General features: G+C 51.3%; 31 protein-coding genes and 1 pseudogene. 14 read left to right on the top strand and 18 right to left on the bottom strand.

What is annotated here, in order from left to right:
* Window positions 1-16: 16 nt before the first annotated feature.
* From BK816_RS01235 to BK816_RS01220, 4 genes are all read right to left on the bottom strand, one after another.
* Window positions 17-820, bottom strand: a complete 804-nt coding sequence (locus BK816_RS01235; protein WP_071163553.1) for a CE1759 family FMN reductase — start codon at window positions 818-820, stop codon at window positions 17-19.
* A 9-nt stretch (window positions 821-829) separates the two neighbouring features.
* Window positions 830-1999: a CE1758 family FMN-dependent luciferase-like monooxygenase gene (locus BK816_RS01230; protein WP_071163552.1), complete on the bottom strand. Its 1170-nt coding sequence runs from the start codon at window positions 1997-1999 to the stop codon at window positions 830-832.
* Between the two features lie 85 nt (window positions 2000-2084).
* A complete protein-coding gene (locus BK816_RS01225) occupies window positions 2085-2564 on the bottom strand; it encodes a MarR family winged helix-turn-helix transcriptional regulator (protein ID WP_071163551.1) in 480 nt (159 codons plus the stop codon).
* 91 nt (window positions 2565-2655) lie between these two features.
* Window positions 2656-2964 (bottom strand): hypothetical protein, encoded by a 309-nt coding sequence (locus BK816_RS01220; RefSeq protein WP_071163550.1) that lies wholly within the window; start codon window positions 2962-2964, stop codon window positions 2656-2658.
* Window positions 2965-3094: 130 nt separating this feature from the next.
* On the opposite strand from BK816_RS01220, the gene BK816_RS01215 reads away from it, so the two are divergent.
* Entirely contained in the window at window positions 3095-3943 is an 849-nt protein-coding gene (locus BK816_RS01215; RefSeq protein ID WP_071163549.1) for a hypothetical protein, read from the top strand.
* A 7-nt stretch (window positions 3944-3950) separates the two neighbouring features.
* On the opposite strand, the gene BK816_RS01210 is transcribed toward BK816_RS01215, so the two are convergent.
* Window positions 3951-4415, bottom strand: a complete 465-nt coding sequence (locus tag BK816_RS01210; protein WP_071163548.1) for an HIT family protein — start codon at window positions 4413-4415, stop codon at window positions 3951-3953.
* A 14-nt stretch (window positions 4416-4429) separates the two neighbouring features.
* On the bottom strand, window positions 4430-4915 hold the full coding sequence (locus BK816_RS01205) for a hypothetical protein (RefSeq protein ID WP_156981964.1): 486 nt from the start codon (window positions 4913-4915) through the stop codon (window positions 4430-4432).
* A gap of 129 nt (window positions 4916-5044) precedes the next feature.
* Here BK816_RS01205 and BK816_RS01200 point away from each other — a divergent pair, with 129 nt between their 5' ends.
* Entirely contained in the window at window positions 5045-5401 is a 357-nt protein-coding gene (locus BK816_RS01200) for a hypothetical protein (protein WP_156981963.1), read from the top strand.
* Between the two features lie 2 nt (window positions 5402-5403).
* On the opposite strand, the gene BK816_RS01195 is transcribed toward BK816_RS01200, so the two are convergent.
* The gene (locus BK816_RS01195; protein ID WP_236842340.1) at window positions 5404-5883 is read right to left on the bottom strand and encodes a hypothetical protein; all 480 of its coding nucleotides are present in this window, start codon (window positions 5881-5883) and stop codon (window positions 5404-5406) included.
* A 130-nt stretch (window positions 5884-6013) separates the two neighbouring features.
* On the opposite strand from BK816_RS01195, the gene BK816_RS01190 reads away from it, so the two are divergent.
* Entirely contained in the window at window positions 6014-6592 is a 579-nt protein-coding gene (locus tag BK816_RS01190; protein ID WP_071163545.1) for a TetR/AcrR family transcriptional regulator, read from the top strand.
* 27 nt (window positions 6593-6619) lie between these two features.
* Here BK816_RS01190 and BK816_RS01185 read toward each other — a convergent pair whose 3' ends face one another.
* Window positions 6620-7363, bottom strand: a complete 744-nt coding sequence (locus tag BK816_RS01185; protein ID WP_071163544.1) for a DUF2785 domain-containing protein — start codon at window positions 7361-7363, stop codon at window positions 6620-6622.
* Window positions 7364-7437: 74 nt separating this feature from the next.
* On the opposite strand from BK816_RS01185, the gene BK816_RS01180 reads away from it, so the two are divergent.
* Window positions 7438-7731, top strand: coding sequence for a hypothetical protein (locus BK816_RS01180; RefSeq protein WP_071163543.1), 294 nt, complete (start codon window positions 7438-7440; stop codon window positions 7729-7731).
* A 34-nt stretch (window positions 7732-7765) separates the two neighbouring features.
* Here BK816_RS01180 and BK816_RS09805 read toward each other — a convergent pair.
* The 7 genes and pseudogenes from BK816_RS09805 to BK816_RS01150 all read right to left on the bottom strand — a co-directional run.
* A pseudogene (locus tag BK816_RS09805) lies at window positions 7766-7993 on the bottom strand (GNAT family N-acetyltransferase); the annotation flags it as partial.
* 12 nt (window positions 7994-8005) lie between these two features.
* The gene (locus BK816_RS09530) at window positions 8006-8329 is read right to left on the bottom strand and encodes a GNAT family N-acetyltransferase (protein WP_204377196.1); all 324 of its coding nucleotides are present in this window, start codon (window positions 8327-8329) and stop codon (window positions 8006-8008) included.
* A 643-nt stretch (window positions 8330-8972) separates the two neighbouring features.
* Window positions 8973-9281 carry a hypothetical protein gene (locus tag BK816_RS01170; protein WP_071163542.1) on the bottom strand — a complete coding sequence of 103 codons (309 nt, stop codon included), beginning with the start codon at window positions 9279-9281 and terminating at the stop codon, window positions 8973-8975.
* Between the two features lie 382 nt (window positions 9282-9663).
* A complete protein-coding gene (locus BK816_RS09260) occupies window positions 9664-9819 on the bottom strand; it encodes a hypothetical protein (protein ID WP_156981962.1) in 156 nt (51 codons plus the stop codon).
* Window positions 9819-10490, bottom strand: coding sequence for an ABC transporter ATP-binding protein (locus BK816_RS01165; RefSeq protein ID WP_204377195.1), 672 nt, complete (start codon window positions 10488-10490; stop codon window positions 9819-9821). Before BK816_RS01165 ends, BK816_RS09260 begins: the two co-directional genes overlap by 1 nt.
* The gene (locus BK816_RS01160) at window positions 10487-11713 is read right to left on the bottom strand and encodes a peptide ABC transporter permease (protein WP_071163541.1); all 1227 of its coding nucleotides are present in this window, start codon (window positions 11711-11713) and stop codon (window positions 10487-10489) included. The genes BK816_RS01165 and BK816_RS01160 overlap by 4 nt, the downstream gene beginning before the upstream one ends.
* A gap of 544 nt (window positions 11714-12257) precedes the next feature.
* Window positions 12258-12530 carry a hypothetical protein gene (locus BK816_RS01150; protein ID WP_071163539.1) on the bottom strand — a complete coding sequence of 91 codons (273 nt, stop codon included), beginning with the start codon at window positions 12528-12530 and terminating at the stop codon, window positions 12258-12260.
* Window positions 12531-12899: 369 nt separating this feature from the next.
* Here BK816_RS01150 and BK816_RS01145 point away from each other — a divergent pair, with 369 nt between their 5' ends.
* Window positions 12900-13301, top strand: coding sequence for a helix-turn-helix domain-containing protein (locus tag BK816_RS01145; protein ID WP_071163538.1), 402 nt, complete (start codon window positions 12900-12902; stop codon window positions 13299-13301).
* A complete protein-coding gene (locus tag BK816_RS01140; protein WP_071163537.1) occupies window positions 13302-13985 on the top strand; it encodes an ImmA/IrrE family metallo-endopeptidase in 684 nt (227 codons plus the stop codon).
* A gap of 360 nt (window positions 13986-14345) precedes the next feature.
* Here BK816_RS01140 and BK816_RS09255 read toward each other — a convergent pair whose 3' ends face one another.
* Complete coding sequence (locus BK816_RS09255) at window positions 14346-14510, bottom strand: hypothetical protein (RefSeq protein WP_156981960.1); 165 nt, start codon at window positions 14508-14510, stop codon at window positions 14346-14348.
* A gap of 210 nt (window positions 14511-14720) precedes the next feature.
* On the opposite strand from BK816_RS09255, the gene BK816_RS01135 reads away from it, so the two are divergent.
* The 6 genes from BK816_RS01135 (at window position 14721) to BK816_RS01110 (ending at window position 21452) form a co-directional block, all read left to right on the top strand.
* Window positions 14721-15230, top strand: a complete 510-nt coding sequence (locus BK816_RS01135; protein WP_071163536.1) for an RNA polymerase sigma factor — start codon at window positions 14721-14723, stop codon at window positions 15228-15230.
* 122 nt (window positions 15231-15352) lie between these two features.
* Window positions 15353-15628 carry a hypothetical protein gene (locus BK816_RS01130; protein ID WP_156981959.1) on the top strand — a complete coding sequence of 92 codons (276 nt, stop codon included), beginning with the start codon at window positions 15353-15355 and terminating at the stop codon, window positions 15626-15628.
* The gene (locus BK816_RS01125; RefSeq protein ID WP_071163534.1) at window positions 15625-16026 is read left to right on the top strand and encodes a hypothetical protein; all 402 of its coding nucleotides are present in this window, start codon (window positions 15625-15627) and stop codon (window positions 16024-16026) included. The genes BK816_RS01130 and BK816_RS01125 overlap by 4 nt, the downstream gene beginning before the upstream one ends.
* Complete coding sequence (locus BK816_RS01120; protein WP_071163533.1) at window positions 16013-17206, top strand: DUF2800 domain-containing protein; 1194 nt, start codon at window positions 16013-16015, stop codon at window positions 17204-17206. The genes BK816_RS01125 and BK816_RS01120 overlap by 14 nt, the downstream gene beginning before the upstream one ends.
* Complete coding sequence (locus tag BK816_RS01115; RefSeq protein WP_071163532.1) at window positions 17203-17772, top strand: DUF2815 family protein; 570 nt, start codon at window positions 17203-17205, stop codon at window positions 17770-17772. Before BK816_RS01120 ends, BK816_RS01115 begins: the two co-directional genes overlap by 4 nt.
* A gap of 797 nt (window positions 17773-18569) precedes the next feature.
* The gene (locus BK816_RS01110; RefSeq protein ID WP_071163531.1) at window positions 18570-21452 is read left to right on the top strand and encodes a DNA polymerase; all 2883 of its coding nucleotides are present in this window, start codon (window positions 18570-18572) and stop codon (window positions 21450-21452) included.
* On the opposite strand, the gene BK816_RS01105 is transcribed toward BK816_RS01110, so the two are convergent.
* Entirely contained in the window at window positions 21449-21973 is a 525-nt protein-coding gene (locus tag BK816_RS01105; protein ID WP_071163530.1) for a hypothetical protein, read from the bottom strand. The genes BK816_RS01110 and BK816_RS01105 overlap by 4 nt on opposite strands.
* Before the next feature lie 3 nt (window positions 21974-21976).
* Entirely contained in the window at window positions 21977-22432 is a 456-nt protein-coding gene (locus BK816_RS01100; protein ID WP_071163529.1) for a Panacea domain-containing protein, read from the bottom strand.
* A 347-nt stretch (window positions 22433-22779) separates the two neighbouring features.
* Here BK816_RS01100 and BK816_RS09525 point away from each other — a divergent pair, with 347 nt between their 5' ends.
* Entirely contained in the window at window positions 22780-23259 is a 480-nt protein-coding gene (locus tag BK816_RS09525) for a DUF7768 domain-containing protein (RefSeq protein ID WP_071163528.1), read from the top strand.
* Window positions 23256-25550: a phage/plasmid primase, P4 family gene (locus BK816_RS01090; protein WP_071163527.1), complete on the top strand. Its 2295-nt coding sequence runs from the start codon at window positions 23256-23258 to the stop codon at window positions 25548-25550. The genes BK816_RS09525 and BK816_RS01090 overlap by 4 nt, the downstream gene beginning before the upstream one ends.
* The last annotated feature ends 1 nt before the right edge of the window (window position 25551 follow it).

The following is a 25551-nucleotide window of genomic DNA, read 5'->3' as shown; positions in this document are numbered from 1 at the left end:
CGTGCCCCAAGCATTTTTAGCGCCCGAGCAGTTGCCCCATGGGCACGAAGTCATCAACTTCGGGGCGGAGCCGACCTGAGGCACCGTTGGTGTTCAGGTACGGGATTTGTCCGCGATTTCGCTGATGATCCGACTGGGTTTGGGCCAGTAGTTCTTCTGGGCTGTGCGCAGCTAGGTGCTGTACCGGCACTCCACTGCCCTGCCACATTTGTCGGGTGCTGGGCATTGGCCCCACCGGTCCTCGACTCTCCTTGCTAGCGGCAGCTTCTCCCAGGTTTGAGGGCGCAGCTAGTTGCATGTTGTGCAGGAGCTGGCCAGCTGCCACGTCGATTCGCCGACCCAGTTCGTTCTGTTCGGTGTCGCCAAAATCGTTGGTGGCAGCGAACACCCCGGTGGGCATGGTGAAAGCGCGCAGCGAGCTCATCAATGGTCGCATGGCATGATCCAGCATCAGCGAGTGCCGGCCACTTCCGCCGGTGGCCCCGATCAGCACGGGAGTGCCAGCAAGGCGCTCGTTCCCCACTAGGTCCATAAACATTTTGAACATGCCCGCGTAAGAACCGGCATAAACTGGCGAAACCATCACTACCCCGTCGGCGGCCTCAAGCTGGGAGAGTACCGCCTCCACCTGGGAGTCTGGGAGCCCAGTCAGGTGCACGTTGGTAACCGCGGTGGCTAGGTTTCGTAGGTTCACCAGTTCAGTTTCGAGGGCGATTCCCTTTTCACCTGCTTGGCGTGAAAGTGAATCTAGGATTTGGGTGGCCAAGATTTTGGTGGCCGAGGGCGTGCCCAGCCCTCCGTTTATCGCAATAACTTTCATCTCTATCCCCTACTTTCGATCCTCGGCGCGCAAACCGGTCCAGTTGTCGCCGGTTTCGAAGCGATAGCGGTCGACCCAAGGAGTTTGTCCGGCCTCGGCCAAGGCAGCATCACGTTGCGCCACCTTTAATTCGTGCGTTGGTACTTCAGCTACCTCGGGTCCGCGATGGTCTTGCCAGAACTGACGCAGGGCCGGAGCGACCACTTCACCTAACTGACGAATTTGGTCCTTCACCATTTCCACCTCGAGGCCACCGTGGTCCACCAAGAAGAGCAGACGCTGCGGGAAACCATAGTTTTCAATCATTTCCTGGTAGCGTTCAATCACCATTTCGGGAGTGCCAACAGTTAGCGGAGTCGAGCGGGTGAAGTCCTCCAAAGAAGGGCCGTGACCGTAGACCGGCGCATTGTTGAAGAATGGGCGGTAGAGTTCCTTCGCTTTCGCCTCAGTTTCGGCCATGAAAGCATGTCCCCCAATGCCGACGAGGGCGCTGGCCGCCCCACCTTGACCGTTCGCTTCCCAGCGGTCGCGGTAGAAATCGATCATGGTTTTGGTGTGACGCTGTGGCCAGAATAGGTTGTTGGCAAAGAATGGATCACCGTAGTAGGCGGCCTGCTCGGCAGTTTGGGCCGAGCGGATCGCGCCATGCCACACTACCGGGGCTACCCCGTCAAGCGGCCTTGGGGTGGCAGTAAAAGACTGCAGTGGGGTGCGGAACTTGCCCTCCCAGGTCACCACGTCCTCGGTCCACAAACGATGCAGGAGTTCGTAGTTCTCAACGGAAAGTTCGAGGCCGTCCGTGATCTTCTTGCCGAACCACGGGTAGACCGGGCCGGTATTGCCGCGTCCCAGCATTAGGTCACTGCGCCCACCACTCAAATGTTGCAGCATTGAGTACTGTTCGGCAATGCTCACCGGGTCGTTGGTGGTAATCAACGTGGTGGCGGTAGTTAGTTTGATTCGTTCAGTTTTGGCCGCGATGTTAGCCAGCAAGGTGGTGGGTGCGCTCGAGAAGAAAGGCGGGTTGTGGTGCTCGCCAATGCCGAACACATCGAGGCCGGATTCTTCCGCGGCTACCGCATAGTCAACGGCGGCAGTGATACGCTCGTGTTCGGTTGGGGTTTTGCCGGTCTTCGGGTTAGTGGTGATATCTGAAACTGAAAAGACACCGATTTGCATGATTTTTCCTTAAAAATGCTAGAAGTTGTTGGTTTTTGGGTAGGCGGTGCCAAGGCCCTGACACCGGAAAGTTAAAAATGAAGTATTAGTTTTCTTTTAAGTGGGCTACCAGTTTTTCCAATAACGGGCTCAAGGTCTTCATTTCCGAGACACTAAAAGCGCTAAAGAACTGGCGACTGACCACCTCTTGATGGTGAGTTTGGGCGGCAAGTAATGCCTCCTCCCCCGCTTTGGTGAGCTTGAGGGTGTAACGCCGTTTATCCTGATCGGATTGGATTTTCTCAATCCAACCACGTTCCACCAGACGCCCAATCGAGCGAGACAATCCCGAGGTGGTTACCAGAACCGTTTCTTTCAAACAGCTCAGTGCCAACGCCTTTTCTTCCGCTTGATAAAGCGAAGCCAAAATATCGAAATCTGACAAGCTCATTGCCTGACCGCCAGCGGGCGGGTTCTGCAAGTCAGATTCAGCCACAGCCAACACTTGGGAAGCAGCAAAAATAAAATCCTGCCAGGTCCCCCACTTGCCTTGTGGACGCTTAACTGAAGACTGTTTGTTTTCCATGCTTCAAAGATAGACCTAAATAGTTGCGTACGCAAGTACTTTTTTGATGACCTTACCCACATACTTGCGTGCGCAACTACTTTACGGAAGGTCAATCAAGCCGGGCTTGATACCACTGACGCGCAACCATAAACAGGAGGACTGTTACGAGAATTGCGGCAAACAAGCGCGCAATTATTGCATCGAAGCGACCGGCAATAAATAGCGCCACTACGAGCGCATCAAAGAAGAACCAACGCAAAGCGCGCGGCTGCTCATTAAGCCCTACTGCACCAACAGTAAAAAGAAAGGCAGTGCCAGCACTGAGGTAGAAGAGGTCACTTGGTGCCACCCATAACAGGGCTCCTAGCTGAGAAATCCAGGCGACAAAAAGGACAACAACTGAAGCAAGTCGCCACATTTTCCCCTCCTAACAAATATGTCTTTACCAGAGAATAGCACCCACCCTCTCCACACACTGACATTAGGACCTCGGTCCTAAACATGTTATTATGAAGCAGGTAACAGTTCGATGATGAAGGAGCTCAACGATGAGTGAAGGACTTGGTACCACTACCTACTGGGATTCTCTCGGTTTTGATTATGGGGTAGTTGATAAGTATGAAGATTTCATTAATTTGATTGTGCGCAAGGCTCAGACGGAGGTTCGTTCCGAGAAGCCTGAGGATTGGGAGACTTGTTGTTACTATGTTGATCCTTCTGGGGTAATTGCTTGCGTGTTCATGCACAAGAATGGCATTAGCGACACGAATTTCGGGATTTTTGGCCAGCCTGGCACTCGGTTTTATACGTTCCAAGTGACACCAGGTTTGGGTGCCGGCCAGTATCTGCTGCCGGATCCTAATAGTCCGAACGATCCTGAGGCGGTGGTTGGGAGTTCGCCTTTCTTTTTGGAGTATTTGGATCCATTGGCTTACCCACTGCCGGTTGGCGAGATTGATGGCCGTTTTGGCCAAACTTTTGCTGATTATCGATTGTCTGCGGTGGCCACCCAGATGGAAGTTTATGCGGATTTAGATACTTGGGCCCAAAAGGTTTTGGATACTAGCCGGCTCGACCCAAAGGACTATTTGAGCGTCCTCGGCGAGATTGATTCGCCTAGCATCGAGTACCTCGACACGATTGAGGATAGTTTGGATAAGGTGCACGGCGGCGCGATTCTTGGTGGCATTTGTTTGGATGTGGAAGAGCGAACGAATGCGTTGACCGGCAATAAGTGGCTGTGTGCCACGCTTGATCAGGGACAGGTACAGCTGAAGTTGGCGTTACCGGCCAATATTAGCCCGAGGCCAGTGCCAGGCAATGTCATTTTTGGTCGCGCGATTTTGTCTGGTGCCACCGAAAGGTGGGAGGAAGGTTTGAAGGGCCTGCTACCCTAAGCCGAGCTTAGTTGCCGAGCACTTTTTCTAGCGCGACGGCTAGCTTATCTTTGAGTTCTATAAGCTCGTCCGGAGTGGGCTCGTTAGCTGGGTCGATCATTTTTTCGAAGGGATACCACCAGACGGGGCCTCGCCCATTGGTGCCATAGCCGTCAAGGTCTCCGCTCACTCGCGGGAACAGGTGCCAGTGTAGGTGCGTGTCACCATTGCCGAGGAGTTCGTAGTTCATTTTTTCGCACTGGAAGGCTTTGGCAACAGCTTCGCCAACTAGCGACATTTCTTCTAAAAACTTTAGTTTGAACGTCGGATCTAGTTCAAAGAGTTCAGTTTTGTGCACCTTGCTAAGGAACAATGTGTAGCCTCGAAAGTGCTGATGGTCGCCGATGACCACATAGCCGGTTTCAAGTTCTTTCACGAAGTAGGGGTTGTTGCCGGATTGGATCTGTTCGATGCGTTCACAGATTAGACACATTCGCTTTCCCTCGATTAATCTTCGTTGGCTAGTTCTTGGGTCATCTTCTTGGTTTCTTCCCAAGTTTCTTTGAAGGCGGCTCGCGTCCAGCCTGGCTCCCAGCTTTTCGTCATGATTTGAGAGGCCAAACGTACCGCCATGGCACAACCGAGGACGATCCACGCGGTTTTGGTGACCCCGACTAGCGCGATGGCCACCAGCGAGTAAACCAGCAGGGTGGCTAGCAGCTCGACAAAGACCATCAGCCAACCGCCCGGATCGTTATGGCGCACTTTTCGAGTGTACGGCTGCCGAATAGTCACGATTAGAAACTCGGCCGCAATCACGCTAAGAATGGTGATTCCCAAAATGATTCCGAATTGGAATTGCCCGACTAGCAGTCGGTTCAGAATGCTTGCCAGAACTGCGGTGCAAAAACCGAGGATTCCACCAGTTATCAAGTGCCCTTGATAAACATGGGAAAATTTGTATGGTATCCAGTCGGGATCAGGTGTCGTCATATTACGATGCTAACAAAAAAACTGGGATCGCTTGAGCCACTCCGTTCAGAAATGACTGTTTAGAGTTCGTTTTTGTTTCGATACCCTAGTGTTTCTGCATCGTTTCTTTTGCTGTGCTATTTATTAGCTATGGAACGCACAGTTATTCCGCGCAATACTTGGGCAAAGGCGCTTATTCTACTTGCCGCATTTTGGCTTCTGACCTTACTGGCGAACGCCTACAGCCATTATGTTGACCCGTACGCAAAGTATCAGCTTTATCTGCTGACTTTCTTTTTCCCCCTACTGTCTTTTGGGTTGGCTTTTTGGGACGGGCGGCAAAACGGTTTTCACTGGATTTGGTTCCTGATCCCGATAGTTTGTTTTACCAGTATCGTATTTGTGCTGTTAAACGAGTCTGCCCTGATGTTTAATCTATTTATGCTGATTCCCGCGGTAGTCGGATCCGCTTTAGGTGGCTGGCTGAAAAAGCGCCAAAAAGGCTAATTTCAAACACCAAAAACGTTTAACAAACCAAGTGCAATTGCCCCAAAAGCAATCGCCCATATGCAAATCGAAATCACCTGCCAATTAATTACTTTTTTACGATGAGCACCAAATGACACCATAAGGCCCGAAGTTATCTGAGAGGGTAACACTGTCTGTCCAATCAGAGACACCACAGCCACACCGTACTTATCAAAAAGATTCTTAAATCTAGCCTTTCGTCCGCTCAACTCCCGGTCGTTAGAAAGTCGATTATGAGCAGTTTTCCCGAGGAATACAAACACTAGCATCGAAAAAACATTCCCAAGAATTGCTGCTGGTATAACCAAAAGAGGATGAACTCCTACCGCAATTCCAATTGCTGTAGCCCCATAAGATTCAACAAATGGGATTGCAGCAATCAACATCACACCCAACCACTGCAAACCAACAGGCAACGAGTGCACAAATTCATGCAAGGATTCAAACATAGACTGAATCATGACTCCTCCAAATCTAACTCAAACGATATTGTGGGCTTGTACAATGTTTTTCAAGACTAACACACTTTAGTACACTGTGCCAGCACAGTGTACTAAAGTGTGTTATAAAAACACTAAGACTGGAAACACAATGGGAGATAGACGCAAAGAAATCATTTCTGCAGCTCTAAATATCGTGGCAGAACATGGTATGGAAGGAGTCACTGTAAGAAAAGTTGCTACATCTAGCGGTATTGGTGCATCAACACTACGCCACTATTTTCCAACACATCGAGAGTTACTCTCAGCGGTCTCTGAGGCACTTCTCGAAAATATGTTAAGCGATAGAAGAATTTCTGATTCCACGCTTAGCCCAAAACTTAGACTCTTTGAATGCCTTGAACAGTTTCTTCCTCCGAGCGACGACTCATTGGCACAACTTGAAACATTCGTTGCAATCTATAGTTCATGCTTCGAAGACGGGCAGTTTATTGGCCCCAAAGACTTCACACAAATTCTCAGAAACAGTCAAAACGCCACAATGCGATGGCTACGAATTATTGAAAATCAAGGCTACCATCTAAGTCGAACTCCAGAACAAGGAGCTGAATTCTTAACTATTATTATTAACGGAACAGTCCTACAGCTTCTAGGATCACCGGAAACGTTTCACCTAAAAAATGCACATGAAGTTATCAAAGAAGCAATTTCATACTTGCTAATAGATTAAAATTGCTCACGTTGGATGTGGAGTTTGTCAGATTAGCCATCCAGCAACTACTTGTAAGCTGGCGATAATCTTCGCCTTAAGATTCTTTGAGTTTGCTATGTGCACCTTTTGGTCATCGACTTTTGCGCCCTCGACTATACAAAGATACCAAGTTGATAGGACTGTCTTTAGGTTGATTTGCAAGGGCGCATTAGGCTCGCGTGGGTCAAGCTGCGGTAGGAGGTTCGTTGGTAGCGCATGGAAGAAAGCATCCGAGTCTGTTTGCGGTTGGAAGTGAAGGGTGCGAGTAATCGCAGCAACGATTCGTTCATTTTCTCCCCCTTGCCACACTGTTTTACTTCCGCTTATTTTTCTGGCAAATATGGCCAGCACTTCCTCGCCTGTAGCTATTTGGTACTGAGCACAATAGCCGAGGGCGTCTGCCCCGTGTGCGATCGAGTGCAACCACCCTAAGGTTTGGTCATATCCTCTTTCATCTGTTTCTGTTAGGTACCAATGCGAGCAAGCATCGAAGATTTTGCGATCTTTTACTCCGGTTTGCATCAGCCAACACAGCAATAGGGGTGCAAACGCACGCCCTTGAATCTGCGGGTGCGATAACATCCTGATGGCAGCATCCAATATTTCAGCTTCAGCCTGCTTCCAACGACCGGTAAGCACGCCCTCGGCCAACGTTTCCAGTGCCCACCCATCCCGAATTTTTGGATCTGGGCTAGCTAACAACTCCACTAACTCCTGCCAGCTTAAGTCTGAGGTGTTATTTGTCGACATCTTTCGCTCCCATCACCTTTAATGTAATAAGCTGATTATTCCAAATATTCTCAAAGAAGCTAGGAAATAGCGTAATGTTCAAAGCTATCCGCCGGATTAAGCATCGAGAAGAAGCAGTTGCGGCCCTGTCAGAGTTTGCCCAGGTACTAAACTACTGCGACAAACCTGACCTAGCAGAGTATTTCTTTGAACTGGCAGAGCAGATGAAAACCGCTTCGTTTGTGGAAGCCCAGCGGGTTAAAAACAAAATCAGCCATCTGTATAGCCTTGGGTATGGTGGACCTTTAGACTTTGCTCCAAGTGCAAGGAACAAAAATCTGTTGGAACGTTATGCCTCAGCCGAGAAAAAAGTCAACTACTACTTCTAAGCAGAATCGCGGTGGGTTAAAGCAGCGGCAAATACTATGCCGGTTCACGATCATTTAATACGAGTGAATAGATGTGTTTGTCGACCCACGTATCGCCCTCGTAAATAAAGAACTTTCTTAAGCCTTCGTATTCGCAGCCTAGCTTCTTAAGCAAGCCCATAGAAGGTTCATTTCCATCACTAACGTGTGCTTCGACTCGGTGGTAACCCAAGTGACTATCCAAAATTTCAAGAAGAGCTTTTAACGCATTGTATGCGTATCCCTGACGCCAATGTTAATTGTGGATCAAATACCCGATCTCGCACCATTGGAATGAGCCACGCTCCAGCGTAACCACATCTAACATGCCCAGATGCTCCCCCTCAGAATTAAAAACCCCGAAAATGTACTGGTTGTCGTTTCGAGCAAAATCCTGATGCTTTTCAACCAGGCCGTTAAACCAATCGAGGGTACAAATAGACATATCCATTTTCCCGTCATCGAATGCGTTCTGCGATGGTAGACGATTGTCAAAACCAGCGAACCATTCCTCATAATCTGCACTTTGCAACGGTCGGATCGTGACATTCCCCGATTGGGCAGTAAGGTCAAAACTCAAACAAATTCTCCTTTGATACTTGGGTTCTCCAAAGTTATACCTGCTACAGGTTAGTTTGACTACTGATAACGCAAAATTGGCAGCAGAAAACTATCTGAAGTAATCGACTACTCATTCGCGAGTTGAGTAATCTTCACACTGAACACAGCAATGAAGCACTTTTCTGCTGATATGAGGCGCTCAAAGAATAGATGCTCCTGTGGCACATCCGTTTGAAGCGAAAAATAAATCAATCCCCCAAGACATACTGAGCAATAAACACCCCGTAATGCCCGCATATCCCAAGGCTCCCAAACGAAAAAACAAAAAAGTCTCACAACATCAATCAACGATGTTGTGAGACTTTACGTTTGATACTTTCTATACAATTTCGATACAGAGTAGCGCCTTGTCGAGAACGCTCTTATTTGGGCTTTTCGTTTGATAACACGAGAAAGTAGTACTTGCTTAGACTGATGCGAGTAGGCTACTCTGATATCTTCAAAGTTACTGGAAGACACCTTTCATGGTGATACGAAACAAACGACCCATTTGAGCGGGATGGCCACTGCTTGCGTTTCGGGGTTTACAAACGCACATTTAAGACATGATAGTCAAGATAGAAGAAGGGTCATATAGTGCCACACGATTGGTGCGCAACACTTTAGATAGCGATAAAGTATTTGAAGAACTCTCTCGATAGCAGCGCCTCCTTAGAAGGGCTTTCCCTAATAACTTCAGTCGGAAGAGGCACATCTGCTAAAGAACCACTTCCTCTCCACATCATTCGGACTCTCTTTTTGACTTCAAGAATTTCCCTAAATGTTGAAGCCTCACGTAAAGACACGGCTTGTTTTTCAATTGCTTCAGCCCAAAAGTCATTTTTCCCAACTTCCCTAACTAGCGTCGCATATTCCCATAGAATCTGTTCAGCATATCTCTTGTTGGTGAGCAGGCGAATTCTTGCAAACATCTATACTCTCACACTAATATTTACGGTTTTAGTGTCCAGCGATTAAGTGGATACTTTCTAGACAATTTGGATACAAGATGAAGCCCTAGCGAAACCGCTTTCGTATGGGCATTTTCGCTTAATATCACGGGAAAGGGCCACTTGCTCAGTCCGACGGGAATCGGTCGCTATGGTTATACTGCAGTCACCTAGTAGCACTTAGTTCGTCGATACAAAATAAGCGACCCGGTTTGACAGGTTGGCCACTGCTTGCGTTTCGGGGTTACGAATATACATAAGCTGCATATTGTCTAGAGGTAAACCGCTGATAGATATTTAGGCGGCAACGTGCCACTTCTTACATGCGTCGCCAGACCTTAGTAACTGGTATTGGTTTTATTCCCTACTTGGGCCATGCTAGCCAAATAGCAAGCGCAAAACTTAAAACACCAGCTAAAACAGCAAGACTCCATAGTCTGTTTTCTTTAGCCTTTGATGCACCCAAAATAATTAGGATCAATCCTAGGATGGCTGAAAGTACCATGACTGCAAAACCCATCAGATTTCCTTTCTTTGCAGTGTAACTACGCGATCATGACGTTGAGCTACATAGAGATCATGAGTAACTGTAAGAACGGTGGACCCGTTTTCTTCATTAAGTTTGAAAATCAAATCGAGTATTTTTTCGCGATTATCAATATCGAGAGAAGCGGTCGGCTCGTCAGCTAGAACGATTTCTGGGCTCATCACGATTGCCCGCGCAAAGACAGCTCTCGCTTTCTCTCCTCCCGAACAATCTAGTGGTTTTTTACTAAGAATTGGCTCAATCCCTAAAGTAGTTACTACCTCATCGAATCGTTCAGCTAAATGTCGTTTAGGGTCTTTGGAGTAAAGAAAAGGCAGTTTGATATTATCGGCTAAACTAAGCGAGTTTATCAGGGCTGATTCTTGCAACACAAAGCCTATTTTCTGGTTTCTCAAATATGCTAGTTCTCGATCAGATAGTTCAGCTACATCCTGACCAAAAAGATGGTATGTTCCAGCATAATCACGGTCGATTAAACCGATGATATTCAGTAGAGTACTTTTGCCAACGCCGGACTCTCCTACGATCGCAATTTTTTCTCCCTCTTGCACATTCAAAGAAAAATTTTGCAGTAGCGTAACAGTTGAAGCGCGCTTTTTGTATATCTTCCGTTCAATATCTAGACCGATAATTTCGTTCATCATTGCAACACTCCCACTGAGATCGGCACGCGCTTAATACGCCACATGAGCACCTGGACAATAACCAAAGAAAGAAACAAATCAACTAATAAAGCGACTAACAACGCCAGCCAATCCATCATAACCAAACCGCCTGCAAAACCGAATGTGATGAACAAAGGGTCTTTAAAAATCCAGCTTTGATAACGATAGTACGCCGCCACAGCACAAATACCGGTTAAAGAAATAGAAGTTAGCGTGAGATAAAACCCGTAAAAAACCTTTCGGACTCCACTATAGCTTAAGCCAACCAGCAAATTGATGGTGAAGTCTTTAATCATCAATTTGACTGCTACAAGCGAGCTCCATACGGATACGATCACAAGTATTGCAAGCAAAATTGCTGTTACTATACACAAAAACCATAATGACGAGACGAAATACTCGTTGTAAAAGTCGATGTTCTCCTGTTGACTATAGAAATTTAGTTTAATCCCTACTGTCTTATGAATATCATCAGCTAATTTGGATATTTCCCGCTTGTTTGTGTCCGTCACTACGAGATCCATTAATCCATTAATTTTAAATGGGATATTGGCTTCTTTGATGAAAGTTTCATTAATAGGTACAACTATAGAAAAATTGTAGTACTGCTTGGAATCAAGAGCATACAGATTAGAATGAGCTGAATTTTCTTTAAGTATTCCTGAAACTTTGTACTGAATTTCACGATCTAAAACCGGATCGTGAACACCAAACTGGGTGCCAACCGGATATTCGTCAGCTAACCCTCGTCCAATTAAAACCGGTAACACTGTTTCACTATCTAGTGAATATTGATAGGTGAGTCCACTACCTTCTGCACATTCAAAAGGATTAAGTTCCGCATATTTTTCATTCATGTACGCTAGTGGGACTTTGATGTCATAGCTATTCTTGAGGTCAACAATATAGCCATCAGTAAACAGCCCATACCGGTAAGTGTCATTAAGGCGGTCGTACACATCTTGCATAGATTTGACCTTAATGCTGTCTATATCAATGTCTGAATTTGGATCCAAATTGGCAATATAAACGCCAGGAACATTTAACCTACTTACTTGACTGTAGCCCTCACTTGTAGAAACAATAGTGCGGGTCGTTGAAAACGCAATATAGTTCGTCAGCAACAACAATACGAGCATAGTAACTGCAACGATTGGTTTTTTGAAAAATATACGAACTAGAAAAAATCTAAAAATTTTCATTTCGCCCTCAACAGCAATGCGCTAAGTAAAATATAACCCACCAAAACAGGCAGTAAGTAAAAACAGTTCTTCAAAGAGTATGAAAAAAGATAAAATAGAGAACAAGATAGCATAAAACAAATAGCCAAAACTGCCGAGCATGCGAAAGCATACCTCAGTCTAATCAGCCACAACCTATCCCCTACGATTATCCGACATTTCACCTCATCTTTAGACTCATTCACCTGCTGATAATGAAAGATCATGACAACTACCGAAAACGCTAAAATAATAGCGACTTGGTAATCTATCAAAAATCGCAAAAACCTCATCATCACGTAGGAACGATTTGATTCTCTTTCAACAAAAAGCAAAACACCTGTCAGCAAAAAACATCCGGCATACAAAAAACCAAGTTTTATAAGGGTTGTCTTCCTCAATGGAGATTTAGTGAATATGTCTCCCATGAAGACACTCCTGTGCGCAAATCCATGTTAGTTTTTAGCGATATTTAAGAAGCACTAGACTTACATCGAAAACAATGACAATCGAACTTCAACTGATTCTACTTACTGTGTCCCCAATTGAACTTCGTAGTTTGGCTTTTGCTCCAGTCCCAAAGGTTATCCCAAACAGAACCGGTAACACGGCCTCGATTCACGGTTTTGTACATCAGAGTCTTTCCGTTGCGCGAATATTTAAACCACGCGTTCTTGTAGCCGGAGCCAGCATAGTTCCAAGCCGCCCCATTGTACTTAACTTGCAACACTTCAACCGAAGATGCACCGTTTAGATTATTACCAAAGGTAGCAGCGTAAGCAGTGCCTGCACCTCCCAAAGCGAGAGCTGCCGCAAGTGTTATAGAAGCAATCTTTTCTTTAACCTCATTGGTTCATTTCCTTTCCGTCAACTTTGACGCAAGTCTAGTGCTTACTTTCCAAATGGTAGCCAACATCTATTTACATGTCAAGCAAACTTTTTACAACCGGCATCGTAGTAGTACCGTTCAGTGCGATGCAATTTAATTTCCCTCAATTTTATGTCTTTCCAAATTATTGGTGGCTTAGATCTAGATGGCGGGACATATCCCATTGCAAGACACACACTCCCCATCTCGAACAACTGTTCGACAAGCACGTTCTCTTGGGTTATCATTGTTCGCACAGGAAGCGAACATTGCGATGTTGTTGAAGGAGGCGCATGTTGCATGGATGAGGACTACCGGGCTTTTGGCCGGTTCATTGAGAGTCGCCGTAAGGAGCTTGGGCTCACGGCTAAGAAGCTGGCTGACGCGATGGGTGTTGGCACCCCGTACATGTCAGATATTGAGAACGGACGCCGCTACCCACCCGAGAAGCATTTCGGCACCCTAGCCGAGATACTCCAGTTGGACGAGGCGGGGCGTTTGCACATGATCGACCTTGCGGCCTGCGCACGCGAAAACCAGTTAGCACCTGACATTGTGGGCTATGTGCGCAAAACCGACCTCGCGCGGGTGGCGCTTCGTAAAGCCCGTAAGCGCGGGGTGCCTAATGACACCTGGGAGCGGGTCATTGAAATGCTCGACGAGCAATACCCCGACCAGGGCGTTGATGGTGGCGGGGTGTAGATGGTTTCTAGATTCTCCAAGGCGGGTTTGGATGCTCGCGCCCAGGCGGTCTTACGCGATTACCAGCCTGATCTGCTCCTCAATCCTGGTGCGTTGGATGTGGAGCATTTTGCCGAGTTCTATCTTGGTGCTTCACTTCAGTATGAGCCGCTTTCACCTGATGGTGACATTCTAGGTTTGTCGTGCCTTGGTGAGACCGAAGTGCAGACTTGGGATGAAACCCGCACCACCCCAATCATTCGCCAAGGCCTAGTAGACATGATCTTCCTAGACGAGACCGCCGAAGAAGGCTCTTGCAATGGGCGCAAGCGCTTTACTTTGGCACATGAATGCTCACACCTGATCTTGCACAAGCCTCATCCAGGGGAGATTGGCGAGCCGAGGGTGCTGGTCAACAGCCTGTCAAAGAAAGAAATTGAGAACCGTGAAAATGGTGGGCTGCGTGGTGAGGGCTGGTGGATGGAATGGCAAGCAGACGTGATGGCTGCCTACCTACTAATGCCAACCCCAGCACTCAAGAAAGCACTACCGGAGGTGGCTAGGCGAAAGCAGGGTAGGCCGGTTGTGGATTTTGACGGCATAGCCACACTGTGTGATGTTTTTGAAGTCTCCCACCAGGCCATGGCGAAACGACTCAAACACATGGGCGTTAGCCTAGTCAGAGACCTAGAGACCTCCACATAACAGGCCCTTAAGGTTTTACATGTTGGCCGCAGCAATGAAGGGCGGCCTAACGGTGGCACCCCACTACTAGGGGTGACCGCTTATTTTTACACCACACAAGTTCACATTTACTGCCAACTCAGCGAAGTTAACACAGTAAGGCCCGTTGGCGGTAGCAATGAAGGCCCGACGATCGATGCAGGAAGGGAGGGAAGAAACACTAATGGAACCTAAAGGCGAGGCGGGAGTGTTTGTGCCGATTAAAAACGCGGCAGGCAAACTTATTTGCCGGGCAAACCTACACACTCAGCGTATTGAGATTTGTGTTCACGGTCAGGTCACCCAGATTTGGTTTGACGAGCACGGGCAATGCCACGCTCATCAAGTCATCACCAGCCCGCCACCACGTGCCACCAGGCCACCGCCGAAGTCAGTGCCTTCTGGCAGGTAGATCGCGTATGGGCTGAGGTTTGAGACAGACCAGAGCTGCGCCAGGCCCCTACCCAACAAACCGCCCCCACCAAGAAACAGGTGGGTCAACGACACAATTCAATACATGCAACCAAAAACAACACACATGTTTTTGGGGCTCATCCGCAGAACCGCAAGACGGGCATGGATGAACACGAAAACCACCACCCCTACATCAGGGGCAGATGGGTCGTGTTCTTCGTGCCCGTCTTTTTCTATCTCGGATGAGACCAAAGGGCCCTTTGCGGATCGAACCCCAACTCGATTCGCAAAGGAAACCCAACCATGGCACACGCCAACAACAACAATGCCCCAACCACTTCCTACACCTACAACTTCGCAGACTCCCAAGTCACCATCAATGTCAGCGAGCAGATGCGCGAAATCCTCATCGACCTCGACCGCCAGGAAGCGAACAACAACCAAACCGAGCGCACCCGCTTCGATGAGAAAACCAAGCGCTCACGCCACGTCTCCTTCGAAGCCCTCGACCCCGAAGACAAACACCTAACCACCGGCGTGAACCCCTGCGAACAAGCCCTCGAGGAACTTGATCCCACCGATGCCCTAATCAACGCCCTCCACGAAGTACTCGACCGCTTATCGGATGAACGGCGCGAGCTCCTAAAAGCGCTTTATGACGAGCAGATCAAGAGCAAAGAGCTAGCTGCCCGCCGCGGCAAGACCCCCGCGTCTGTCTCGAAACAGCACAGCAAATCCTTGGAAGAAGTCCAGCGTCTTTTGGCCGAACTGGGCTTTACAGGCTGGCCCACCACACAAGGGACAGAGCGCTAATGAATGGGGTGGTTAATTTTCGGGGCGGTCTTGACCTACCTGTGAAAGAGAGCCTTCAAGTACTACCAGCCAGCCCGGCAGGTGGGGGCCTTTTTCGAACTAGTAGAAACGAGGCCCATCCGATGGCTGATAACCAGATCAACATCCGCATCCACACTCCCCGCCACGCCAAACCCAAGCCCTCGTGGTTTAAGCGTCTTGCCCACCGGCTTGGCCTGGGTGTGGTGCCAGTATCGATCAGTGTTCCGGCATCCGGGATTAGCAGCGTCAAAGTCACCCAAACCGGCGACGACAATGACCTGCTCGCCCTGGCTAAAGCCGCCGGCGTCATGCGCGAAACCCCAACAACCGCGACCAACAAGGGTAACGACGTAGCCCAGGGTGGTGAGGCTCGATGAACCGCACCAGTCAGTTCAACACGGCAATCAACGCCCTCAACCAGATTTCCCAGGCCGCCCACGAGTTAGCGCAACTCATGAGTGATTTGGCGTGGGAGGGCGTCGAAGACCACGCAGAAGCCACTGGCACCCGCCCCGAATCACCGGCAGAAAACGGGACCGCATCAAAGCCGGCACCCGACCAGCAGGCTGCCCCGATGGTTGAGGATCCACCCGCTTACGTGCCGATCGAAGAGGTACGCGCGGTTCTGGCCGAGCTCTCCCGCGCGGGGCTCACCGCACAGATCAAGGCGCTCATTGAGTCTTTTGGCGCGTCTCGTTTGTCTGAGGTGGCTGAGCATGACCTCGGGGCACTACTAGAGGCGGCGAGGGGGTTGAAGACCGATGACCCCAAGTAAACATGCTTTGCTTTCGGCGTCTTCTTCGCACCGGTGGCTTCATTGCACCCCATCAGCACTTTTGGAAGCAGACCTGCCAGATCAGGAAAGTGCTGCTGCTGCTGAGGGTACGGTCGCCCATGCTTTGGCTGAACACAAACTCCGCAAGGCACTGAGTCGCAAGAGCACCCGGCCGGTCTCGGAGTTGGTTGATGGGCAGATGGAAGAGCATACGGACGATTACGTCAGTTTCGTGCTCGAACAACTCGCCCAGGCTCGCCAGTCCTGTCCAGATAGCAAGGTGATGATTGAGCAGCGCCTGGACTACTCGACCTGGGTGCCAGGCGGGTTCGGCACCGGTGACTGCGTCATCGTCGCAGAACCGACCCTGCATGTTATCGACTTCAAATACGGTCAAGGCGTCCAAGTTGACGCTAGGGATAACCCGCAGATGAAGCTCTACGCCCTGGGTGCCCTGCATATGTTCGCGCATCTGTGGGACATCAAGAGCGTGGCGATGACGATCTTCCAACCCCGCCGACAAAACGTCTCCACCTGGACCATCAGTGTCCCAGAGTTGTACCGGTGGGCGAAGAACGACCTCCTAGCTGCGGCCGAACTGGCAGCTAGAGGTGGTGGGCAGTTTTGTCCCGGTAGTTGGTGCAGGTTTTGCAAACTCGCACCCACCTGCCGCGCCCGCGCCAACCACCAGTTGGAGTTGGCGAAGTATGAGTTCAGGCAAGCAGCCACCCTCACCGATGCGGAAGTCGCTGACGTGCTCACAAGGATTCCCGAGCTCACCAAATGGGCGTCTGACGTTCAAGCCCACGCCCTGAGCCAGGCTCTGGATCACGGCAAACACTATCCAGGGTTCAAGGTGGTTGCTGGCCGCTCGGTACGCAAATACACCGACGAGGACGCAGTAGCCAAAGCCGCCCAGGATGCCGGATACACCGAGATCTACAAGCAGAGCCTGTTGCCGGTAACCGCCATGGAAAAACTCATGGGCAAGAAAACCTTCAACAACATCCTCGCCAACCTCATCACCAAACCCACCGGCAAACCAACCCTGGTCCCGGCTACTGACCCAAGACCCGAACTCACTGTTGCTACGGCGGCTGAAGAGTTCACACCAATCCAACCTGATGACAGCAACACCGCTGCCACAGGATCCATTTCAAAACAAGGAGACAACAAATGACAACCAACGACCCCAAGATCGTGATGACCGGCATCGTGCGTCTTTCGTACTTGAACTGCTTCGAACCCAAGAGCATCCAGGGAAGTAAGCCGAAGTATTCGGCCTCGATCATCATCCCCAAAACCGACACCGACACCCTGAACAAGATTCAGGCGGCTATCGATGCCGCGATCAAGGAGGGTGTGGGTAAGTTCGGCGGCAAAATCCCACCCAAGGGAGCCCTCAAACTTCCATTGCGTGATGGGGATATTGAACGCGACGACGAAGCCTACCAAGGTGCGATGTTTGTGAACGCCAACTCCACCATCCAGCCCGGCATCGTGGACGCCAACGTGCAGCCCATCATTGAGCGCTCTGAGATGTACTCCGGTGTCTACGCCCGCGTAACACTCGGCTTCTACGCCTTCAACACCAACGGGAACAAGGGCGTGGCCTGCGGACTACGCAACATCCAAAAGATTCGCGATGGCGAACCCCTGGGCGGCCGCGTATCGGCGGAGACGGAGTTCACCCCGTTCACCGACCCATTCGCCACACCTGCTGGTGGGGATGACTTCCTGTCCTAATCGGTAGCGGTGCTTGTGGTGGTGTGGGGCGTTGTGAGAATCATTCCTCTCTCGCGCTCCACACCCCAACGGCATATCCCGGCTGGGGCAACAGTCGAAAAACCATATGTCGCCTCTGGCTACATACAGAAAAACGTATGCACCCTTTAGGGACATACGAAAAATAGTGTGTGCCCTGGGGGTACATACGCCAATCTGTATGTCGCTCCTATTCACATACGCCGTTTCGCATGTTGCCCTGCCGCGACAGTCCGGGCAGGCACAAAACACCTAAGAAACTAGGGGTTTCGGGGTCAAACTGGGCTGAACATATGCGGGTTTCCCTGCTTTGGGGCTATCGACATGCGGGCAGATAGGGCGAGAGTCGAAAGACAGTATGCGGGTTCTGTCGACATACGAAAAATCTGTATGCGCCTCCTGTCGACATACGGAAAATCGTATGTAGGTATCTGTCGGGATATGTCGACACTCTTTCGGGTCGCATGTTTTTCAGCATCCAAATTGCATACAGATTTCGACATACACACCAAGCATCCAAAGCCCTCAAAACCGGCCATATTCCGTATATTTCCACCCCTTTTAGCCCTCATCCGCTCTACTTTCTGGGCTGTTTCGGCCTGTCGATAGATGTGCAGATAGGCCGACATGCGAAAAACCGTATGTCGGCATCTATCGACATAGAGGAATCCTTATGTCGGCCCTGTGCTGTTAGGGCTCGGATATTGCATGCAGATTCCCACATACAAACCAGCCCTGTCATGACATTCCTTTTTCGCCTCTAAATTTGGAGCCAAATAATGACCACAAACCACACTTCCTTGATACTCGATATCGAAACATTTTCCACGGTGAACCTCGGTAAGGCGGGCATGTACCGCTACGCCCAAGACCCCACCTTCGAAGTCCTGCTCTTGTCCTACTCCTGGGACACAGGACCAGTACAAAACATCGACATCGCCTCAGGCGAGGCCATCCCGGCTGACGTGTTGGCCGCACTTGATGACCCGGAAATCACGAAGTGGGCGTTTAACGCTGCTTTCGAACGCACCTGCCTTTCCGCTCATTTGGGGCGTCAGTTGCAGCCTGTGGGTTGGCGGTGTCACATGGTCTGGGCCGCAGCCCTCGGACTCCCACTCTCCCTAGACGGCGTATCCAAAGCACTCAAACTAGAGTCTGGGAAGCTGGCTACCGGCAAGGACCTCATCCGCTTCTTCTCCGTTCCAGCCAATCCCTCCCTTCTCAACAACGGTCTGAACAGAAACCTGCCCGGCCATGCGCCAGACAAGTGGGAGCAGTTCAAGACCTACAACGCCAGGGACGTGGAGGCAGAACTAGAACTGCACGCGAAGCTTTCGCCGTTTCCGTTGCCTGAGCAGTTGTGGCGCGAGTACTGGGATGACCAGACCATCAACGACCGAGGCATCCACCTTGACCTCGACCTGGCCAGTGCGGCGATTGAGTTGGATAAGCAGGTGCGGGAGAAGAACCTCGCCCGCTCCAGCCAGCTCACCGGCTTGGATAACCCCAACAGCCCGTTACAGCTCAAAGACTGGGCCAACCAACGCGGCATCACCATGGCCACCATGGGTAAACAAGAAGTCCAAGACACCCTCACCTCCACCAGCGACCCGGTAGTCAAAGAAGTACTTGCCTTGCGGCTTGAGCTCTCAAAGTCTTCGGTGCGCAAGTACGAGGCTATGACCACCAGCGCCAACCCGACCGACCAACGGGCGCGGGGGTTGATGCAGTTCCACGGGGCCGCCAGAACCGGACGCTGGGCAGGCAGGTTGATCCAAGTGCAAAACCTGCCGCGCAACTACCTACCCGACCTCGACGCCGCCAGAGCCCTCGTCAAAGACCGCAACCTGACCGCACTGGAAATGCTGTACGACTCCGTACCAGATGTCCTCAGCCAACTCATCCGGACCGCGTTTATCCCACGGGAGGGGTGTGAGTTCATTGTTGCCGATTACTCGGCTATCGAAGCCCGCGTGATTGCCTGGCTGGCCGGAGAAAACTGGCGGCTCGACCTGTTTGGGCGGGGTGGGGATATTTACTGCCAGTCAGCCTCCCAAATGTTCGGCATCCCTGTCGAGAAACACGGGGCCAACGCTCATTTGCGACAGAAGGGGAAGATCGCAGAACTCGCCTGCATTGCCCAGGGCGAGCTGGTGCTTACTGATCACGGGCTGGTGCCTATCGAAGAAGTCACGCGCGCCCAGAAAGTCTGGGATGGAACCGCGTGGGTTAGCCATGAAGGAGTTATTTACAAAGGAGAACGTCATGTCATCACCTATCAAGGGCTCACAGCCACCCCGGACCACCTCGTATGGGTTGAAGGGCAATCTGAGCCCGTACCATTCGGGCAAGCTGCCACCAGCGGCGCACATCTCACAATCTCCGCAGATGGTAGGCACCCAATACGGGTGGGTGAAAATCATCAGCCCAGAAAAACGCTGGTCCAAGAACTGGAACCACTGCCGAGTACTCACCCAGTGTGTGGGGTGCGGGAAAATCTCTTGGATCGAACTCAACAACCTGCAACGTGGCGTGTCCAAGGGCTGCCAATCTTGTTCGAAACCCAGGATTGTGCCCAAGTGGTTGGATCAACGTTTGACTGCTGCCAAACAACGGTGCACGAACCCCAACGACCCGAACTACGCCAGGTATGGCGGACGGGGCATCGAGTTCCGTTTCCCCTCCATCCAAGCAGCCGGCTTGTGGGTGATGGACAATCTTCAGCCGCTCAACCCAGCGTTAGAGTTGGATCGGATCGACACCAATGGACATTACGAGCCGGGAAACCTACGCATGGTCACCAGGAAAGAAAACCTGGCCAACCGCAGGAACACCGTGCTCTCCCGTTACGAACCCCGCTACTGGCCCTACAGCCGGCCAGTTGTCACGAGAAAACTCTCCCAAGGTTACAGTCGCGAGCAAATCATCGAACAAGCACGCAAAGCAATGATCGAGCGACGCAAAGCCTGGCCAACCATCAGCGCACGGCTCGACTTTATGACATACGAAATGCCGGAAAGCATCACCGTTACACCGTATCGGGACACCTCGTCCACAACTGCGGATACGGCGGCTCCGTCGGCGCGCTAGAAAACATGGGAGCCCTCCGCATGGGTTTACAGGCCGACGAACTACCGGGGCTGGTGAGTGCGTGGAGGGAAGCCAACCCAGCCATCGTGGAGTTTTGGTGGGCCATCGATGCTGCTGCCCAGCGCTGCCTTACCACAGGTCGCCCTGCCAGCACACATGGCATCACTTTCACCCGCAAGGCCGGAATCCTCTTCTGCTGTTTACCCTCAGGGCGTCGCTTGGCATACCCAGGAGCGACCATCACTACCGGCAGGTTCGGTCGCGACGTCATCACGTATCAAGGGCAGAACACGGCGAAGCGTTGGGACTGGATTGAGACCTACGGACCCAAGCTTGTGGAGAACATTGTCCAAGCCACCGCCCGAGATTTATTGGTCCACGCGATCCACACGGTGGAAGCCAAAGGGTGGCCAGTGGTCATGCATGTCCACGATGAAATCGTCATCGAGATTCCCAAAGACACTGTGACGGTCGAGGAAGTAGCGGCAGCCATGTGCCAAGCACCCTCCTGGGCAGAGGGGTTGCCGTTAGACGCGGATGGTTACGGGTGTGACTACTATCGGAAGGATTAGGTATGTCGTTTTTTCACTCGATAGACTGCGTGGTCCCTGTCATACCACAAGATACGGAAGATAGACCCGGTTCGGATTCCCCATAATCTTGTTTTTGCGTTGAGTCTAAATCTGAATACTTCCTCAGGGAAGTCTTCATTTTCTTTGGACATTACCTCGTAGAGACGATCTTGTGCTTCCTTTTCAAGGGAGTCGGTCTTCTGAGTATGATGCTTATTATGCCCTCCAGATGTCTGTTGAAGAATATCTTTCCAAGCAAGGCAGGACATTTCTTCAATGAAGCAAAATAGTTCTCGGAGTTCCGTGGGAGCCAGCTTCCAATTCCAGCTGCCATCATGTGCGTGATCCAACATTTTTGCAGACCATTTGAAGGTATCTTCCAAGGAGGATACTGGTTTACGAGCATCTGCAGAAACATGTTTTCCACGACGGCCAACATTAGCAGCGTGGGCCTTAATCTCTGCTTTTTTGGACGCATTAACGTTACCTGACTGCTTGGGCAGTCGCTTTTTCTTAGCCAAGAGTTACTTATTGACTAACTGGTCGAGTGACCCAAAGTACTCCTGCATGGTGTCCAAACTCAATGCATTATCTGAGTATGCCCCAATAGGAGTACCCTTTCGCGCTTCGAGCCAAGGGGGTTCATGATGCGTTTTGTCGCTAAGCTGCTGCCCACTCAGAGCGCCGTATGCTTCAAGAACAGCATCAACAGTGTCTCGCTGTTCGCTGGAGAGTTCTTCAGGATTGCCAGATGGCCAACTGGAAACTTTAAACTCTCCACGGTGCTTCTTGAACACGTCGTAGACGACAGGGCCGTTCGCCCAAGCCTGAATCTCTTCTGTAAATAGCGGCTGCTCGTCCCAGGCCAAGGACCACCCTTGGGAGTAGTAGAGGAGCTTTTGAAGTTTCATCGTTGTAACTGATCCAAGTTTTTTAACGATGTATGCAGCAACGTTGTGCGCGCTAGTTGCAGTTTGCATAGGATTCTCCTCCTTCCCGAGTTGTCAGTTAATTCAATCTTAACGCACATGTCAATTTGAGGCGCCAACGTCATTCTTGCTCAGCAGTTGAGTGCTCAAATTACCTGTAGACGCAAACCAAACAGCAGATGTGAGTGAGTTACTACAAAGATTAAAGCGCATTTGGCGCAAACGCTTCTTCCAACACTCTCCAATTTGCATATACGCTTCCCCATCCCAAGGGTGGTTAATTTTTTGGGTGGCTTTGACCTACCTGTGAAGCCCCCGTCTTGGGTGGCCTCCAACCACACAGTCTTCACCAGATTGTGGTGGTTGCAGAGTTTTGAGCTTCACAAGGAGAAGCCACCATGAAAACACGCAAACCCCAGTGGTTTGAACCCGACATCCAAGCCCGCCTGGACGCCACCGAGCGCGCCCGCGTGGTCTACATCTGCTCGCCCTACAGTGGTGACACTAGGCGCAACACGCATTTGGCATCCTGCTATGCCCGCCACGCCCTCGAAGAAGGCTACACGCCAATCGCCTCCCACCTCCTGCTGCCGCAGTTCATGGATGAGGAAACTGAACGCGAGAAGGCACTGACCCAAGCCACCATCTTGCTCAGCCTGTGTGATGAGATCTGGATCTTTGGCCACCTCACCGAAGGGATGGTCGCTGAGTGGAAGGCCGCCCTCGCCTTAGGTATCGAAGTGCGCACCTTCGCCACCTTCAACACAGTTGCCCCTGATGGTCACGAAATCGTGGGTATCCAAGAAACCACCCCACCAGCTAATGGCTTTGTGCCTTGTGAGGGTTGCGAGGAATGCCAGGGTGGTGAGGCCAAATGAACCCCATGACCATGTACGCCTCCCAGGTAACCGGGCAGGCACAAAACACCCACTACCCACACCAACATGTTGTGGCCAGCCTTGATGACCTCAAGAACGTCGTAGCCTTCGACCACGTGGTTGCTAAGTATGAGGGTGGACAGCGCGGCAACTCCCGCTTCCTAACCTCGGACTGTCTGGTAATGGACGTCGATAACGATCACTCCGAGATCGAGACGGAGTGGGTAACCCCGCAACGCCTTGCCGAGCTGATGCCCGGCGTGCCATTCATGGCGGCAACGTCACGCAACCACATGAAACCCAAAGGTGCCAGTTCTGCGCGGCCGAGGTTCCACGTCTACCTACCCATCAACCCGATAACGGACGCAGAAGCCTACCAGGCGCTCAAACGTCAGCTCGCAGCCAAGGTGCCAGTGTTCGATCAAAACGCGTTGGATGCTGGGCGGTTTATCTACGGCAACCCCGAGGCGAAAACCACCGCCATCGAGGGTGAGAGCCTGGTGGATGAGTGGCTGGCTAGGGACTTGTTTGCCGAGTTCGACCAAGCCTCCACCCTGATTGGTGAAGGCAGTAGGAACGCAACTTTGTCTCGTTTCGCTGGGCGGGTGCTCATCCGCTACGGCAACACCGAGCGCGCCCGTGAACTGTTTGAGCAAAAGGCCGCATTGTGCGACCCGCCCCTGCCATCGGCGGAGGTGGAGCAGATTTGGGCCTCAGCCACCAGGTTCGCGGAAAAGGTAGCCGAAGATCCGAACTATGTGTCTCCTGAGGCCTATGCCCAGCTGACCAGCCTTAAGCCGGAGGATTTCACCGACGTCGGCCAAGCCACCCTAATCGCCGGGGAATGCGCGGACAAGGTGTGCTTCTCACCCTCAACTGGGTGGGCGGCGTATGGCAAAGGTGTGTGGGATGAATCCGAGCCCAAGGCCCAGCGGGTGTTCCAGGATTTCACTACCCGCCAGCTCGCACAGGCTGAGAAAGCACTGGAGATAGCTAAACAACATGCCAGTGAAACTGGTGCGTTAGGGATGATGAGCGTGATGAGCAAAGCCAAAGCTCTCTCTGCCTTCAGCCCAGAACAACATAGTGCTTACGAGCAAGTTCTTGCCGAAGAAGCATGGGTGAAGTTTGCTTATAAGGCCCGCTCGGATCGTGGTATCCAAGCCGCCATGCGCCAAGCCCGCTCCCTGGTGCTGATCGACCCGGAGGATTTGGACAAAGACCCCTACATGTTCAACACCCCCGGCGGCACCTACGACCTAAGGATCGGCCTGTCCAGCCTGCGCCCTCATGACCCGTTCGACCTGCTCACCAAAAAGACCACCGTCACCCCCAGCAATGAGGGGATGGACATTTGGGTTGACTGCCTCAACACCATCTTCCAAGGCGACACCGAACTCATCGACTACGTCCAGCGCATCTGCGGGCTGGCAGCAATCGGCAAGGTCATGGTCGAAAGCCTGGTAATCGCCTACGGGGATGGCAGCAACGGCAAGTCCACGTTCTGGAACACCATCGCCCGCGTCCTTGGCTCCTACGCCGAAACCATATCGGCTGAGGTGCTGATCGCGGGAAAGAAAAACAACGCGAAGAACGACATGGCCCAAACCAGAGGCCGCCGGTTGTTGATTGCGGGTGAAAACGACGAAGGCGTAAGGCTATCGAGCTCGTCAGCCAAGCAGCTGGCGTCAACAGACAAGATCGCGGCGGAGAAGAAGTACAAAGATCCCTTCTCCTTCACCCCCTCCCACATGCTGATCCTCTACACCAACCACCTGCCAAAGGTCACTGGGCTAGACACCGGCATCTGGCGACGCTTGATCGTGATCCCGTTCAACGCAACCATCACCGGTAGCGATGATGTGAAGAACTACGCCGACTACCTCTTCGAGAACGCTGGCGGCGCGGTCCTAGCCTGGATCATGGAAGGCGCAAGGCTCATACACGCCGAGGACTACAAACTGGTGCCACCGCCGTGTGTGCAACAAGCGTGTGCTGACTACCGTCGGCAAAACGACTGGTTCGGGCACTTCCTCGAAGGATGCTGCCAAGTCGGTGAGGAATTCACCGAAAGCTCCAAGGCCCTCTATGACACCTATCGGGTATGGGCTGAATCCAGGCGCGAGTGGGTCAAAAACGCTGCCGACTTCTACGCAGCCCTCGACAGGGCAGGCTTCGAGAAGAAACGCACCCGCACCATGCGCCTGATTACCGGGCTGCGCCTAAAAAACGACTTCGATGATGCCCCCACCCTCGAAGCGGAAGTGTTTGTTGGGGAGGCGCAACGGTGAA

Origin of the sequence: Boudabousia tangfeifanii (genome assembly GCF_001856685.1) — a bacterium.
In the GTDB taxonomy this organism is placed as follows: domain Bacteria; phylum Actinomycetota; class Actinomycetes; order Actinomycetales; family Actinomycetaceae; genus Boudabousia; species Boudabousia tangfeifanii.
The sequence above is the reverse complement of the archived record's forward strand: the minus strand, read 5'-3'. Positions and strand labels throughout refer to the sequence as shown.

Coding starts and splice junctions, on each gene's coding strand:
- BK816_RS01235 (WP_071163553.1), bottom strand. CDS start 820: ATGAAAGTTATTGCGATAAACGGAGGGCTGGGCACGCCCTCGGCCACC.
- BK816_RS01230 (WP_071163552.1), bottom strand. CDS start 1,999: ATGCAAATCGGTGTCTTTTCAGTTTCAGATATCACCACTAACCCGAAG.
- BK816_RS01225 (WP_071163551.1), bottom strand. CDS start 2,564: ATGGAAAACAAACAGTCTTCAGTTAAGCGTCCACAAGGCAAGTGGGGG.
- BK816_RS01220 (WP_071163550.1), bottom strand. CDS start 2,964: ATGTGGCGACTTGCTTCAGTTGTTGTCCTTTTTGTCGCCTGGATTTCT.
- BK816_RS01215 (WP_071163549.1), top strand. CDS start 3,095: ATGAGTGAAGGACTTGGTACCACTACCTACTGGGATTCTCTCGGTTTT.
- BK816_RS01210 (WP_071163548.1), bottom strand. CDS start 4,415: ATGTGTCTAATCTGTGAACGCATCGAACAGATCCAATCCGGCAACAAC.
- BK816_RS01205 (WP_156981964.1), bottom strand. CDS start 4,915: ATGACGACACCTGATCCCGACTGGATACCATACAAATTTTCCCATGTT.
- BK816_RS01200 (WP_156981963.1), top strand. CDS start 5,045: ATGGAACGCACAGTTATTCCGCGCAATACTTGGGCAAAGGCGCTTATT.
- BK816_RS01195 (WP_236842340.1), bottom strand. CDS start 5,883: ATGATTCAGTCTATGTTTGAATCCTTGCATGAATTTGTGCACTCGTTG.
- BK816_RS01190 (WP_071163545.1), top strand. CDS start 6,014: ATGGGAGATAGACGCAAAGAAATCATTTCTGCAGCTCTAAATATCGTG.
- BK816_RS01185 (WP_071163544.1), bottom strand. CDS start 7,363: ATGTCGACAAATAACACCTCAGACTTAAGCTGGCAGGAGTTAGTGGAG.
- BK816_RS01180 (WP_071163543.1), top strand. CDS start 7,438: ATGTTCAAAGCTATCCGCCGGATTAAGCATCGAGAAGAAGCAGTTGCG.
- BK816_RS01170 (WP_071163542.1), bottom strand. CDS start 9,281: ATGTTTGCAAGAATTCGCCTGCTCACCAACAAGAGATATGCTGAACAG.
- BK816_RS09260 (WP_156981962.1), bottom strand. CDS start 9,819: ATGGGTTTTGCAGTCATGGTACTTTCAGCCATCCTAGGATTGATCCTA.
- BK816_RS01165 (WP_204377195.1), bottom strand. CDS start 10,490: ATGATGAACGAAATTATCGGTCTAGATATTGAACGGAAGATATACAAA.
- BK816_RS01160 (WP_071163541.1), bottom strand. CDS start 11,713: ATGAAAATTTTTAGATTTTTTCTAGTTCGTATATTTTTCAAAAAACCA.
- BK816_RS01145 (WP_071163538.1), top strand. CDS start 12,900: ATGGATGAGGACTACCGGGCTTTTGGCCGGTTCATTGAGAGTCGCCGT.
- BK816_RS01140 (WP_071163537.1), top strand. CDS start 13,302: ATGGTTTCTAGATTCTCCAAGGCGGGTTTGGATGCTCGCGCCCAGGCG.
- BK816_RS01135 (WP_071163536.1), top strand. CDS start 14,721: ATGGCACACGCCAACAACAACAATGCCCCAACCACTTCCTACACCTAC.
- BK816_RS01130 (WP_156981959.1), top strand. CDS start 15,353: ATGGCTGATAACCAGATCAACATCCGCATCCACACTCCCCGCCACGCC.
- BK816_RS01125 (WP_071163534.1), top strand. CDS start 15,625: ATGAACCGCACCAGTCAGTTCAACACGGCAATCAACGCCCTCAACCAG.
- BK816_RS01120 (WP_071163533.1), top strand. CDS start 16,013: ATGACCCCAAGTAAACATGCTTTGCTTTCGGCGTCTTCTTCGCACCGG.
- BK816_RS01115 (WP_071163532.1), top strand. CDS start 17,203: ATGACAACCAACGACCCCAAGATCGTGATGACCGGCATCGTGCGTCTT.
- BK816_RS01110 (WP_071163531.1), top strand. CDS start 18,570: ATGACCACAAACCACACTTCCTTGATACTCGATATCGAAACATTTTCC.
- BK816_RS01100 (WP_071163529.1), bottom strand. CDS start 22,432: ATGCAAACTGCAACTAGCGCGCACAACGTTGCTGCATACATCGTTAAA.
- BK816_RS09525 (WP_071163528.1), top strand. CDS start 22,780: ATGAAAACACGCAAACCCCAGTGGTTTGAACCCGACATCCAAGCCCGC.
- BK816_RS01090 (WP_071163527.1), top strand. CDS start 23,256: ATGAACCCCATGACCATGTACGCCTCCCAGGTAACCGGGCAGGCACAA.